This is a genomic window from Mesorhizobium sp. L48C026A00, from assembly GCF_000502375.1.
Classification (GTDB): domain Bacteria; phylum Pseudomonadota; class Alphaproteobacteria; order Rhizobiales; family Rhizobiaceae; genus Mesorhizobium; species Mesorhizobium muleiense.
This window is the reverse complement of sequence record NZ_AYWU01000017.1, coordinates 62,498-76,372: the sequence shown is the minus strand read 5'-3', so window position 1 is coordinate 76,372 and position 13,875 is coordinate 62,498. Positions and strand designations below refer to the sequence as shown.

Genomic DNA, 13,875 nt, shown 5'->3' with positions numbered 1-13,875 from the left:
CAGCATGGGTTTGCGGGTACAGACCTACCCCAACTGCCCCAGCACCGGGAAATTCTCCAGCAGCCAGTAGGATGCAGCCTGCACGCCGCCGGTCAGAAAAAGCACGCCCGCGACGACCAGCAGCGCGCCCATTGCCTTTTCGACGCGGCCGAGATGGACGCGGAATTTTGCGAGAAAGCGCATGAAGGCGCCGGAAAACAGCGCCGCGACCAGGAACGGTATGCCGAGGCCAAGCGAATAGGCGGCAAGCAGAGCCGCGCCCTCGCCGACCGTCTCGCGGCCGCCGGCCAGCGTCAGGATCGGCCCCAGCACCGGTCCGATGCAGGGTGTCCAGCCGAAGGCGAAGGCCAGTCCCATGACATAGGCGGCAACGATACTGGCCGGCTTGCCCTGCGACTGGAAGCGCGCCTCGCGCGACAGCATCGGGATGCGCAATATGCCGAGAAAGTTCAGACCCATCAGGATGATCAGCACGCCAGCCGCCATCCCCAGCGGCTCCTGCCAGACGCGCAGCAGCCGGCCAATGGTCGAGGCGCCGGCGCCCAGCGCCACGAAGACGGTCGAGAAGCCGAGAACAAAGGCGATCGAGGCAAAAAGCAGCGCGCCGCGTGCGTCGGCCTTGGCGGTGACGCCGGCATTGCCGCGGAAATCATCGACCGACACGCCGGCCATATAGCAGAGATAGGGCGGCACCAGCGGCAGCACGCAAGGCGACAGGAACGAGATCGCCCCCGCCCCGACCGCGCTGACATAGCCGATATCCAACGCCATTCCCGAACTCCTGATGGTTTGCGCTGCCATATAGCCGCGACCGCGCCGATCCGCCAATCACCATCGCGTGGCAAGTCGCAGACGGCCGCTTGCCACGCCTGTCTCGCCCGTCAACGTCGCATCATGCCGCCCGTCTCTTCAAACCAGGGCTGGCGCGTGATCGATGTTTCTCTTATATCGGCGGAAGTATTTGTCCCGTTCTCCCGGATTCATTGCCGGTTTGTCCAACGATCAGGGCAGCCGCTCTCCCTATCCAGGATAGCGGATATCACATGACGCATCCCTAGGTTGCGCGCTCAAAGCAGGACTGCATTTTGGGCGCTTCCCCTTGACCGGATGCAAAAGCACGGCCATGTGAGCGACAATTATACGAGATTTCGTCGCGCGCAGCGGAATTCTTCTGCCGCACCACAGCTGATATGAGACCTCATGGACGTCGTCGTCGTCGAATCGCCGGCCAAAGCGAAGACAATCAACAAGTACCTCGGAAAGAACTACAAGGTCCTGGCCTCGTTCGGCCACGTCCGCGATCTGCCGGCCAAGGATGGCTCGGTGCGTCCGGACGAGGATTTTGCCATGTCCTGGGCTGTCGACACCGCCTCGAGCAAACGTCTTGCCGACATCGCCAAGGCGGTCAAGGACGCCGACGGCCTGATCCTCGCCACCGACCCGGATCGCGAGGGCGAAGCCATTTCCTGGCATGTTCTGGAAGTGCTGAAGCAGAAGCGCGCGCTGAAGGACAAGCCGGTCAGCCGCGTCGTCTTCAACGCCATCACCAAATCGTCGGTGCTGGAAGCGATGGCCAATCCGCGCCAGATCGATGCGCCGCTGGTCGACGCCTATCTCGCCCGCCGCGCGCTCGACTATCTCGTCGGCTTCACGCTGTCGCCCGTGCTGTGGCGCAAGCTGCCGGGCGCCCGCTCCGCCGGCCGCGTCCAGTCGGTGGCACTGCGCCTCGTCTGCGACCGCGAATTGGAAATCGAGCGCTTCATCCGCGAGGAATACTGGCAGATCGCCGCCATTCTCGGCACGCCGCGCAAGGATAATTTCGAGGCGCGGCTGACCGCCTTCGATCGCAAGAAACTGCAAAAGCTCGACATTTCGAACAAGGCGCAGGCCGACGACATCAAGGCGATGCTGGATGGCGCGACCTTCAAGGCGCTGTCGGTCGAAGCCAAGCCGACCAGGCGCAATCCAGGCCCGCCCTTCACCACCTCGACGCTGCAGCAGGCCGCCTCCTCGCGCCTCGGTTTTTCGGCAAGCCGCACCATGCAGGTGGCGCAGCGGCTCTATGAAGGCATGGACATCGGCGGCGAGACCACCGGCCTGATCACCTATATGCGAACCGACGGCGTGCAGATGGCGCCCGAGGCGATATCAGCCGCGCGCGATGCGATCGCAAAAGAGTTCGGCCCAAAATACCTGCCCGAAAAGCCGCGCAACTACACCACCAAGGCCAAGAACGCCCAGGAAGCGCACGAAGCCATCCGCCCGACCGACTTCATGCGCACGCCGGCTTCGGTCAGGCAATATCTCGATGCCGACCAGGCGCGGCTTTACGAGATTGTCTGGAAACGCGCCATCGCCAGCCAGATGCAGCCAGCCGAGATCGAGCGCACCACGGTCGAAATCGAGGCGGTCAACGGCGCCCGCAGCGCGGAGCTTCGCGCCGTCGGTTCGGTCGTTCGCTTCGATGGCTTCATTGCCGCATATACCGACCAGAAGGACGAGGATGCGGAAGACGAGGAAGACCGCCGTCTGCCCGAGATCCGTGCCGGCGAACAGCTCGACCGCGAGGCCATCAGCGCCACCCAGCACACCACCGAACCGCCGCCGCGCTATTCGGAAGCCTCGCTGATCAAGAAGCTGGAAGAGCTCGGCATCGGCCGGCCGTCGACCTACACGGCGATCCTGAAGACGCTGGAGGACCGCGACTACGTCAGCATGGACAAGCGCAAGCTGTTGCCGCAGGCCAAGGGCCGACTGTTGTCGGCCTTCCTCGAGAGCTTCTTCGAGCGCTATGTCGAATATGACTTCACCGCCTCGCTCGAGGAAAAACTCGACGAGATTTCCGACGGCAAGCTCGCCTGGAAGGATGTGCTGCGCGATTTCTGGAAGGATTTTTCAGGCGCCGTCGCCGACATCAAGGAATTGCGCGTCACCGACGTGCTCGACGCCCTCAACGAGGAACTGGCGCCTCTGGTGTTTCCCGCACGGGAAGACGGTTCAAATCCGCGGATCTGCCCGAAATGCGGCACCGGCAACCTGTCGCTGAAGCTCGGCAAATTCGGCGCCTTTGTCGGCTGCTCGAACTATCCCGAATGCTCCTTCACCCGCCAGCTCGGCGACGCCGCCAACCCCAATGCCGAAAACGGCAATGGCGAGGATGGCACCAAGGTGCTGGGCAAGGACCCCTACACAGCGGAGGAAATCACGCTGCGCAGTGGTCGTTTCGGGCCCTATGTCCAGCGCGGCGACGGCAAGGAAGCCAAGCGCTCCAGCCTGCCCAAGGGCTGGACCGTCGATTCGATCGACCACGAAAAAGCCCTCGCCCTGCTGTCGCTGCCGCGCGACGTCGGCAAGCATCCGGAATCCGGCAAGATGATCTCGGCCGGGCTGGGGCGCTACGGTCCGTTCGTGCTGCATGACGGCACCTACGCCAATCTCGACAACATCGAGGACGTGTTCTCGATCGGTCTCAACCGCGCCGTGTCGGTGATCGCCGAGAAGCAGTTGAAAGGCCCCGGCGGTCGCAATGGCGGCACGCCCGCCGCCTTGAAGGAACTTGGCGAGCATCCGGCGGGCGGCGGCAAGATCGTCGTGCGTGACGGCAAATACGGGCCTTATGTTAATTTCGGCAAGGTCAATGCGACGCTGCCGAAGGGCAAGGACCCGCAGTCGGTGACGATCGAAGACGCGGTGGCGCTGATTGCCGAAAAGGAAGCCAAGGGCGGCAATGGCGGCAGAAAGCCCTTCCGCAAAGCGGCCGCACCTGCCAAAAAGCCTGCGGCCAAAAAACCGGCGGCCCAAAAAATGGCGGCCAAGAAAGTGGCCAACAAAAAGGGATAGTGCATCGTGGCGCGCAGGGTATCCGGAAGAAGTCATGGCGATCTGCGCACCGCCGACACCCGGGCCAAGGTCAAGGATGATTACCGGCCGTCCCGCGACGAAATCCTACGCTATATCGCCGAAAATCCGGATCGCTCAGGCAAACGCGACATCGCCAAGGCGTTCGCACTGCGCGGCGAGGACCGTATCTGGCTGAAGGACGTTTTGCGCGACTTGCAGGATGAAGGCCTGCTGACCAAGGAGCGCAAGCGGCTCGCCCGCGTCGGCTCCCTCGCCCATGTCGCCGTGCTCGACATCTTTGGCCGCGATGCCGACGGCGTGCTTTTGGCGCACCCAACCGAAGCGGTGGGCAACGGCGAGCCTCCTGTCATAGCGATACGCGTGTCGCGCGGCGGCGGCGGCCCGACACCGGGCATTGGCGACCGCGTGCTGGCCAAGACCTTTCCAACCGATGATGCGACCGGCCCTGCCTATACCGGGCGGGTGATGAAGATCTTCGAGAAGCGCACCGATGCTGTTCTCGGCGTTTTTCGCGTGCTGCAGGACGGTACCTTCCGCATAGAGCCTGTCGAAAGGCGCCAGCCGGAGCTGGTCGTCGACAAGGAATTCCAGAACGGCGCCAAGAACGGCGATCTGGTCGAGGTCGAGCCGGCGCGGGCCTCCCGCTACGGGCTGCCCAGGGCCAAGGTGCTGGCGGTGCTGGGTTCGCTGACCAGCGAAAAGGCGGTCTCGATGATCGCCATCCACGCGCACGACATTCCGCATATTTTCCCGGCAGACGTCATCGCCGAGGCGGAGGCGGTCAAACCGGCGACGGTGGCCGGCCGCGAAGACTGGCGCGACCTGCCGCTGATCACCATCGATCCGGCCGACGCCAAGGACCATGACGACGCCGTGTTCGCGACAGCAGATCCAGACGAGAAGAACCCCGGCGGCGTGGTCGTTACCGTGGCGATTGCCGATGTCGCCGCTTACGTGCGCTATGGCACCGCGCTCGACCGCGAGGCGCTGAAGCGTGGCAACTCGGTCTATTTCCCGGATCGCGTCGTGCCGATGCTGCCGGAGCGCATCTCCAACGACCTTTGTTCGCTGCGCGAAGGCCAGGACCGCCCGGCGCTGGCGGTCCGCATGACCTTCTCGGCCGATGGCCGCAAGCTCAGGCATTCGTTCCACCGCATTATGATGAAATCGGCGGCAAAACTCGCCTATCGCCAGGCGCAGGCCGCGATCGACGGCGCGCCGGACGACAAGACCGGCCCGATTCTCGACACGGTGATGAAGCCGCTGTGGGACGCCTATGCCGTGGTGAAGCGCGGTCGTGAGACGCGCCAGCCGCTTGAGCTCGAACTGCCGGAGCGGAAAATCCTGCTCAAGGAGGACGGCACCGTCGACCGCGTCGTCGTGCCGGAGCGGCTCGACGCGCACAAGCTGATCGAAGAATTCATGATCCAGGCCAATGTCGCGGCGGCCGAGACGCTGGAGGCGAAACGACAGGCGCTGGTCTACCGCATCCATGACGCACCTTCGCTGGCCAAGCAGGAATCGCTGCGTGAATTCCTGCAGACGCTTGGCCTTTCGCTGGCGCGCGGCGCCCAGATGCGGCCAAACCAGTTCAACGGCATCCTGGATCGCGTCCGCGGCGCCGACCATGAGGGGCTGGTCAACGAGGTGGTGCTGCGCACGCAGATGCAGGCCGAATATTCGCCAAGCAATATCGGTCATTTCGGCCTCAACCTGAAACGCTATGCGCACTTCACCTCGCCGATCCGCAGATATGCCGACCTGATCGTGCATCGCGGGCTGATTGCCGCGCTCGGCTTCGGTGAAGGCGGACTGACGCAGGATGAAGCGGAGCGGCTGGAAGAAGTTTCTGCGCTGATCTCAGCCACCGAGCGCCGCGCCATGGCCGCCGAGCGCGACACGGTCGACCGGCTGATCGCCGCCTATCTGGCAGAGCGTGTCGACGATCGCTTCGATGCACGCATTTCGGGCGTCACCAAATCGGGACTATTTGTCCAATTGCCGCAGTATGGCGCAGATGGTTTCATTCCGGTGTCAAGTCTGGGCGGCGATTACTATATATACGACGAAACTGCCCGATCGCTTTTCGGAGAACGCACCGGCAAGGGCTATCAGCTTGCCGACCGCGTCGAGGTTCGCCTGATCGAGGTGGCGCCTATGGCCGGCGCGATGCGTTTCGAGATGCTGACCGACCCAAAGCCGCTGCCCGGCTCCAAACGGTCGTTTCACAAGGCCAAGGGCCGCGCCCGTGCGTCGCAATCGCGTCCAGGCTCGCGCGGCAGGAGACGGTAATGCCAAGCGATCTGAAAAAGAACGAACAGGTTTTCGGCGGCCAACAGCACTCGGGCCGGATCGCCCGCCCGCTGTGGACGGCGATGAAGCGTGGCGCGCTTGGCCGTTGCCCGCATTGCGGCGAGGGAAAGCTGTTTCGCGCCTTCGTCAAGACCGTCGACAAATGCGATCATTGCGGCGAGGCGCTTCATCACCACCGCGCCGACGACCTGCCGGCCTACCTGGTGGTGGCCATCGTCGGCCACATCGTGCTCGGCGCCTTCATGGGTGTCGAAGCGGCCTCCACTCTGTCCACATGGCAGCACGTCGCCATCTGGGTGCCGCTGACCATCCTCATGGCGATCGTCTTGCTGCAGCCGGTCAAGGGCGCCGTCATCGGCCTGCAATGGGCGTTCTATATGCACGGCTTCGGCGGGGAAGAAGATCAGATCGAGTCGCATCCCGAGGCTTGAAACCGAGGCTGGCGCAAATCGGCATGGCTGGACGCCACTTTCGCATCGAAGAAGATTCCGCTAGGTCGTGCGCATGGACGTTATGACCAAGGCGGAAGTCGACAAGGTTGAGCCGATCGCGCTCGACGCCAGGCCTATACGCCCGCGCGACGCCGCGACGCTGATCCTGCTCGACCGCAAGGGCGCCGAGTTCCTGGTGCTGATGGGCAGGCGCCACGCCCGTCACGCCTTCATGCCGGGGAAATTCGTCTTTCCCGGTGGCCGCACCGATCCGGCCGACAGCCGAATTCCCGTTGCTACAGCGCTGCACCCTGAGGAACAGGCGAGGCTGACCGCCGGCGTCGGCCGCACCAGCCCGGCCCGTGCCCGCGCCATCGCCCTGTCGGCGATTCGCGAGACCTATGAAGAAGCCGGCCTGCTGATCGGCCAGAAGGGCGCCTTCGCCACGACCAGGCGCGATTGGCAGGGTTTTGCCGAGCACGGCGTAAGGCCGTCGCTGGAAGCGCTGCGCTTCATTGCGCGCGCCATCACCCCGCCGAACCGGGTGCGGCGCTTCGACACGCGCTTCTTCAGCGCCTGGCGCGAAGACGTCGCCGTGGAGCTGCCGGACGGCGGTCCGACCAACGAGCTGGAGGAACTGGTCTGGCTGCCGCTCGCCAAGGCCAGAGAAGCTGATGTGCCCGACATCACCAGGGCTATCCTGGGGGAGCTGGAAAAGCGACTCGTCGACGATCCGCTGCTGCGCCCCGGTGGTTCCGTGCCGTTCTACCGGCTTGTCGGCAATCGCTTCGTTCGCGAAATTCTGTAGAACATAGAGCATTCACATCCCATGACAGTCGATACCCAGCAAGAGGTCGAAGAACGCGTCCATTGGCTGCCAATGATCGCGGCGATCTCGTCGATCAGCGTCGTCGGCATCGCCATCGGCCTCGGCATGCCGCTGCTCAGCGTCATTCTCGAAACGCGTGGTCATTCGGCGTCGATGATCGGCTTCAACACCGCTGTCGCCGGCCTCGCCTCGATCGCCGGCGCACCGCTCGCCACCCCGCTGGCGATGCGGTTCGGCGTCGCCAGGACGATGCTCGCCATGATCGCCACCGGAGTGCTGGCCTTTGTCGGCTTCCATTTCGCACCGGACTTCTGGATGTGGTTTCCGTTGCGCGTCCTGCTGCACATCGCGCTGACGGTGCTTTTCATCCTGTCGGAATTCTGGATCAGCACATCGGCGCCGCCGCACCGGCGCGGTCTCGTCCTCGGCATCTACGCCACCGTGCTGTCGCTCGGCTTTGCCGCCGGGCCGTGGCTGTTCGCCCAACTCGGCAGCGCCGGCTTCCTGCCCTTCGGCGTCATCATGGCGCTGGTGACGCTGGCCGCCATTCCAGTTCTGGCGGCACGCAACGAGAGCCCGACGATCGTCTCCAACGGCGAAACCAGCAACTTCCTGCGCTACATCTGGCTGGTGCCGACGGCGACCGCTGCGGTGCTGGTGTTCGGCGCGGTCGAGACCGGTGGCTTTGCGCTGTTTCCCGTCTATGGCAACCGCATCGGCTACTCAGAGGCCGATGCCGCCCTCCTGCTCACCATGATCGGCCTCGGCAACGTGCTGTTGCAGATCCCGCTCGGCATGATCAGCGACCGTGTCAGCGACCGCCGTTATCTGCTTCTGGCCTGTGCAACCATCGGGCTTGCCGGCACCATCTTCATGCCGCACTTCGCGCAGAACTGGCATCTGATGGCGGCGCTTCTGTTCGTCTGGGGCGGCGTCGTCGCCGCCATGTACACGATCGGCCTGGCCCATCTCGGCTCGCAGCTTTCCGGCCACGACCTGGCCTCGGCCAACGCTGCCTTCGTGCTCTGCTACGGTGTCGGCATGGTGCTCGGCCCGCAGGCGATCGGCATCGGCATGGACCTTTTCGGCCCTTCCGGTTTCGGCTGGGCGCTCGGCTTGTTCTTCGCCTTCTATATCGCGCTGGTCGGCGCCAGGCTTATCCGAAAAATCCTGTAGAAAGACCCGATCGATGCCTCAGGTGGCGCAAGGCTGCTGACATAACCGTGTCAGCAGGACCTGGGTAGATTGTCAGCAACACGCCACGAATTTGAGGATGCCGCCATGATCGACTCCGGGTTTGAAACGAAATCGCTGCGGATGGAATTGCTGCTGCTTGTGACCTTCCAGGCGCCGGCTTCCGATGTCGACCGTATCATGGAAGCGGTGGTCGCGATCGCCCCGCTCACCATGGGCAAATACGACAGCAATGCCTACCAGTCGGCGCACGGCATCGAGCGCTACCGGGCGCTCGAAGGTGCTGCTGCCGGCGCCGAGACCGAATTGCGCCGACGGCATGGCACGGTGGAAGTGTCGTTCGAACTGCCCGACGACCAGGCGTTGGCCGCCCGCATCGTCGAGGCGATCTTCCAGGTCCACACCTATCAGGAGCCGGTGATCCGCATCCAGCCGATCCTCGCCAGCCGCTCCAAGGGATTGGACGACCGCTCCAACCCGAACCGCTGGTGGAACACCACGGGAGACTGGAAGAAGACCGCTCCAGTTAAAGAAGATGCGTAGAATCGGAACGCGGCCGGATGAGGGGTGCTCCGGCTTGGCACCGACAGCACTCCGTCCAACACCTCTCTTCGGTCTCGGCGCTACGCGCAGATCCACCTTCTCCCACAAGGGGAGAAGGAAGAGGTCGCCTCACAGGGTTGACTTTCCGGGCGCGTTGTTTATGTGTCGCGCCAAGTTTCCCGCGTCCGGGTGTTTTCCCGTGCTCCAGCGGCCAAGACTCCACGAACATAATGGACTGATACAATGGCCAAAGCCGCAAACATCAAGATCAAGCTTCTGTCGACCGCCGACACCGGTTTCTTCTACGTCACCAGCAAGAACAGCCGCACCAAGACCGACAAGCTGTCGTTCCGCAAATACGATCCGGTCGCCAAGAAGCACGTCGAGTTCAAGGAAACCAAGATCAAGTAATCTGCTTCCTGCCTAGACAAAAACGCCGCCCCGTGGGCGGCTTTTTTGTTTTCAAAGCTCGAAAGTCCAGAATTTCCAATGGTTGGCGCAGAGACTTGATGTCATTTTGAGAATGGGGGCCGGCCGGCGTTTGGCAGCGGTACGAGGAGGCCACTATGTGCCAGCGCCGGCCGGCCGACCCCACGGACCCAGGAGATGCGGCGGACCTGAATCATGGGGTATTCTTCGGATCGATCCGGCGATCTACCCTCGCGCCGGTCCCGTCATCGGCCTGCACATTTGCGCAACAGCCTGCGAAAATCAACAATTTCTTAACCAAGCCCGGCGAATCGCTTGCGTTAAGGTAAATTCGTAACCCTGTCACATTGACAGGATAATCGGACTTTTACGCCGCCTTGGCGACGACCCGGTTGCGGCCGGCGCTCTTGGCTTCGTAGAGCGCGAGGTCGGCTCGCTTCATCAGCCCGGCAACCGAGTCGACACCCTTCAGCACCGACGACACGCCGACGCTGACGGTAACCTCGATCGTCTTGCCGTCCTGACCGACGGCAAACGGCATCTGGGCGATTTCGGCGCGAATCCGCTCCGCCACCTTTTCGGCGACGGCGCCGTCCGTGTCCGGCATCACCACGACGAACTCCTCGCCACCGAAGCGGCAGGCGAGATCGATGCCGCGCACATTCTTGCGCAGCCGCCGCGCGAATTCGCGCAGCACCTCGTCGCCGCCGTCATGGCCATGCGTGTCGTTGACGGTCTTGAAGCGGTCGAGATCGGTGATCATCACCGACAGCGGCCGCCGCCGCGCCACGGCGCGGTCGAACAGGGTCTGCAGATGGCTGTCGAGGTAACGGCGATTGTGCAATCCCGTCAGCGGGTCGGTCACCGCCATCTCGATGGTCTGGGTGACGCTGGCGCGCAACTGGTCGTTGTAGCGCTTGCGGCGCACCTGCGTGCGCAGCCGCGCGGTCAATTCATGCTGGTCGATCGGACGCATCAGATAATCGTTGATGCCAAGCTCGAGGCCGCGGACGATGCGTCCCTCCTCACCCTGCTCCGCCAGAAGGATGATCGGCACGAAACGGGTGCGATCGAGCGAACGCAGTTGCGAGCAGAGCCTGAGCGGATCGAAATCGGCAAAACCCGTCGAGATCATCACGCATTCATAGGGCGTCTCGGCGGCCTGGAAGAAGCCCGCATGCGGATCGGTGGCGATGTCGAGGTCGGCGCTGCTGCGCAGCATCTTCTGGACGCGCTCAATGGAGGATTTGCGCTCGTCGATCAGCAGAACCTTCGGCGTGGTGTCCGCGGACGCGAAGTTGCGGCTCAACAGCTCCTCAATGCCGATATTGCGCGTGGTCGAGGCGCGCAGGCGCAGCTCATCGGTCAAAGTCTTCAGCCGGACCAGGCTTTTGACGCGGGTCATCAATTGCAGATCGTTGACCGGCTTGGTCAGAAAATCGTCCGCACCGGCCTCGAGGCCGCGCACCCGGTCCGAAACCTGGTCGAGCGCGGTGATCATGACAACCGGGATGTGCGACGTCGCCGGATCGCTCTTCAGCCGGCGGCAGACTTCGAACCCGTCCATGTCAGGCATCATCACGTCGAGCAATACGACATCGACCTTGCCGTTTTCACAGGTCTCGATCGCGTCCGGCCCGTTGGTGGCGGTCAGCACCTCGAAATATTCGGCAAGCAGCCGGACCTCGAGCAGCCTGACATTGGCAGGGATGTCGTCGACGACGAGGATCCGTGCAGTCATCTCATAAAGCTCCGGCTCGGCTGGAAGGGCGCATCAGGCGTCGCCCAGGTAGGATTTGATGGTTTCGATGAAACGCGGCACCGAGATCGGCTTGGAAATATAGGCTTCGCAGCCACCCTGGCGGATACGCTCCTCATCGCCTTTCATCGCAAATGCGGTGACGGCAATGACCGGGATAACATGGAGGTCGTCGTCCTCCTTCAGCCATTTGGTCACTTCCAGCCCCGACACTTCGGGCAGCTGGATGTCCATCAAAATGAGGTCCGGCTTGTGCAGTCGCGCCAGATCCAGCGCTTCCAGACCGTTGCGCGTGCGTACCGTCTCGTAACCGCTCGCTTCAATGAGGTCGCGAAAGAGCTTCATGTTGAGCTCGTTGTCCTCGACGATCATGACCTTCTTAGGCATCAAATTCCCGTCCCGGCCTGCCTTCCGCTCGAAGGATGCCGCCATGCGCCCTCGCCGGTACGCACCAAACCCTGCTCAACTCTACCGCGAGATAATTGACGAAACGGAAACCGGCTGCCGGAAAAGCTTCGGATTTCACCGCGAACTCCGCATTGCAGAGACAGATGGCTTGCCGCAGGCGACGCTTGCGATTACTGCCAAAAACAGACTCATTCAACCCACAAGAAGGTAGTGATGGCAACCCCGGGGTCAATGCGCGAGGAAGCGGAAACCATTGCCGTGAAGGCATTGGGCTTCGTCGCCGCCGATCCGGAACTTCTGCCCCGCTTCCTGGCGATCACCGGCATCGAGGCGCATTCGATCCGCCAGGCCGCCGGCGAGCCGGGATTCCTGGCCGGCGTGCTGCAGTTCATCCTCGCCCACGAGCCGACGCTCATGCGGTTCGCGGCGGAAACCGGCACGCCGCCGGCTTCCGTCGGCAGGGCGCTGCGGGCGCTGCCGCTTGGCGACGACGATCATGAGCATTCGATATAAGCGACGACCGGATCGCGAAAACGCCTACGGCGTCGTTTCTTCTTCGCCGTCGTCGCCGTCAGCATCCGCAACCGGATCGGCCGGTTTCACCATGACACCATTGACGGTGACCGAACCGTCCGGCTTGCCGTTGACGACCCATTCGATGCGGCCGTCCGGCAGCGTCTTGCCGAATCCCTTGATCGCAAGCGCCACCGGCACATATTGCGCGGCTTCCGGCTCCGACTTCGCTGCCGCCCGCAGGCTTTCCACGATCTTGTCATAGCCTGCGACATCGATGGTCACATTGGCCTCCGGCTTCATGCCGGCGAAGGTCATCTCGCCTTCCATCGCGATTTCCATATCGCCGTTTTTCACCGTGCTGTGGCCGATGACAAATTTCGGCATCCTGGCCATGAAATCAGCGGTCAAGGTATCGCCGAAGTCGGCCGGCAGCGGTGGATTCTTGTTCAGATCAAAGGCTTCGATCGCCGTCTTCGCCATGCTGTCGAGATCGATATTGGCGCCGCCGAAACTCAGATTGACATCGGTGGGCAGCAGCGCCGTGCTCCAGGCGGGCGCGAGATTGTCAGGGATCTTCAGTCCCGCGGCCCTGATCGAGTAGTTGATTGCTCCGTTCTGGGCGATGCCGTCGGTCCCGAAGCCTGTGTCCAGCTCAGTCGCCCCGAAAAGCCCGACCGGGCTTTCGACGGTGAGATCCTTGAACCCGTAGGTTCCGTCGAGCCGCTCCCACAGCGGCAGCGCGGCGAGCAGCAGCGATTTGAGCTGCGCCTGGTTGGCCTTCAGTCTGGCCTCGTCTTCATTGGCGACGGCAAATGCCAGCAGATCGAGAAGCGGCTTGGTCCGCACGCCTTTGCCGGTCGCGTTCACCGACAGCTTTGGCGATTTGATCGTGAGCGGGAATTTCAGCCCGCTCTTGGGATCGTCAAAGTCGAGCGCTTCGGCGAAATCGGCGAGCGACTGCGTCGCGGTAAAATCCACGCCGCCATTCGCAGCTTTGCTTGCGTTCATGGTGGCCGTACCGGCGCCGGTGCTCACCTTGGCGCGCTGCACGGCGTCCCGGGAATTCATCGTCATCCCGGCTATCGACTGTGTGGCGCTGGTGAAAGCCGCCAGTTCGGGATCGTAGACGCCGGAAAACTTGCCGTCTGTAATCGAGAACTGCATGCTTTGCGGGCCCTCTGGCCCCTTGAACTCGAAGGACCCGCTTTGCGACACGTCCGCCGAGACGCTCCATGTCCCGTTGCTGCCTGGCTTGACGAGCAATGCGTAGGGGCTGAAGTCGAACTTGAAGGAATTCTGCGCCGCCAGCAGGTCGACGACAGGTTTGAAGTCGACGGCGAGTTTATAGGCGTCGCCTTCCACCGAAACCTTCAGGAAGCCGCTGTCGATCGCCTTGCTGCCGAAATAGCGGGACAGATCTTCGGAGAGCTGCTTGGCACCCTCGCCGTCGACGGTCTGGCCGAAGGCAGGCGCGCTGAGCGCGAGGACAAAGACGGCCGGCAGAACACGATTCACGCAGAATCTCCGTTGCTGTTTCTGTGGTAAAAACTCCAGCCGCAACCGTAATCGGAAACCGTCGGGGTGCAATCCCC

At 63.0% G+C, this 13,875-nt stretch carries 12 protein-coding genes; 8 read left to right on the top strand and 4 right to left on the bottom strand.

The window, feature by feature from the left end:
* Nucleotides 1–24 precede the first annotated feature (24 nt).
* Nucleotides 25–771, bottom strand: a complete 747-nt coding sequence (locus X738_RS66575; protein WP_023801091.1) for a cytochrome c biogenesis CcdA family protein — start codon at nucleotides 769–771, stop codon at nucleotides 25–27.
* Nucleotides 772–1,200: 429 nt separating this feature from the next.
* On the opposite strand from X738_RS66575, the gene topA reads away from it, so the two are divergent.
* The 7 genes from topA to rpmG all read left to right on the top strand — a co-directional run bounded on the left by topA (nucleotide 1,201) and on the right by rpmG (nucleotide 9,582).
* Nucleotides 1,201–3,840 (top strand): type I DNA topoisomerase, encoded by a 2,640-nt coding sequence (topA, locus tag X738_RS66570; protein ID WP_023801090.1) that lies wholly within the window; start codon nucleotides 1,201–1,203, stop codon nucleotides 3,838–3,840.
* A gap of 6 nt (nucleotides 3,841–3,846) precedes the next feature.
* On the top strand, nucleotides 3,847–6,153 hold the full coding sequence (gene rnr, locus X738_RS66565; RefSeq protein ID WP_023801089.1) for a ribonuclease R: 2,307 nt from the start codon (nucleotides 3,847–3,849) through the stop codon (nucleotides 6,151–6,153).
* Entirely contained in the window at nucleotides 6,153–6,605 is a 453-nt protein-coding gene (locus X738_RS66560) for a DUF983 domain-containing protein (RefSeq protein ID WP_023801088.1), read from the top strand. The genes rnr and X738_RS66560 overlap by 1 nt, the downstream gene beginning before the upstream one ends.
* 73 nt (nucleotides 6,606–6,678) lie before the next feature.
* The gene (locus X738_RS66555) at nucleotides 6,679–7,413 is read left to right on the top strand and encodes an NUDIX hydrolase (protein WP_023801087.1); all 735 of its coding nucleotides are present in this window, start codon (nucleotides 6,679–6,681) and stop codon (nucleotides 7,411–7,413) included.
* A gap of 21 nt (nucleotides 7,414–7,434) precedes the next feature.
* On the top strand, nucleotides 7,435–8,610 hold the full coding sequence (locus X738_RS66550; RefSeq protein WP_023801086.1) for an MFS transporter: 1,176 nt from the start codon (nucleotides 7,435–7,437) through the stop codon (nucleotides 8,608–8,610).
* 105 nt (nucleotides 8,611–8,715) lie between these two features.
* Nucleotides 8,716–9,171, top strand: a complete 456-nt coding sequence (locus X738_RS66545; RefSeq protein ID WP_023801085.1) for a hypothetical protein — start codon at nucleotides 8,716–8,718, stop codon at nucleotides 9,169–9,171.
* A gap of 243 nt (nucleotides 9,172–9,414) precedes the next feature.
* On the top strand, nucleotides 9,415–9,582 hold the full coding sequence (rpmG, locus tag X738_RS66540) for a 50S ribosomal protein L33 (protein WP_006201775.1): 168 nt from the start codon (nucleotides 9,415–9,417) through the stop codon (nucleotides 9,580–9,582).
* 385 nt (nucleotides 9,583–9,967) lie between these two features.
* Here rpmG and X738_RS66535 read toward each other — a convergent pair whose 3' ends face one another.
* Complete coding sequence (locus X738_RS66535; RefSeq protein ID WP_023801084.1) at nucleotides 9,968–11,341, bottom strand: PleD family two-component system response regulator; 1,374 nt, start codon at nucleotides 11,339–11,341, stop codon at nucleotides 9,968–9,970.
* A 33-nt stretch (nucleotides 11,342–11,374) separates the two neighbouring features.
* Nucleotides 11,375–11,731, bottom strand: coding sequence for a response regulator (locus X738_RS66530; protein WP_287247952.1), 357 nt, complete (start codon nucleotides 11,729–11,731; stop codon nucleotides 11,375–11,377).
* Nucleotides 11,732–11,980: 249 nt separating this feature from the next.
* Between X738_RS66530 and X738_RS66525 the strand changes: the two genes are divergently transcribed.
* On the top strand, nucleotides 11,981–12,280 hold the full coding sequence (locus X738_RS66525) for a DUF3572 domain-containing protein (protein WP_023801082.1): 300 nt from the start codon (nucleotides 11,981–11,983) through the stop codon (nucleotides 12,278–12,280).
* 24 nt (nucleotides 12,281–12,304) lie between these two features.
* Here the strand turns inward: X738_RS66525 and X738_RS66520 are convergent, their stop codons facing one another.
* Nucleotides 12,305–13,798 (bottom strand): hypothetical protein, encoded by a 1,494-nt coding sequence (locus X738_RS66520; protein WP_023801081.1) that lies wholly within the window; start codon nucleotides 13,796–13,798, stop codon nucleotides 12,305–12,307.
* Between the last annotated feature and the right edge of the window lie 77 nt (nucleotides 13,799–13,875).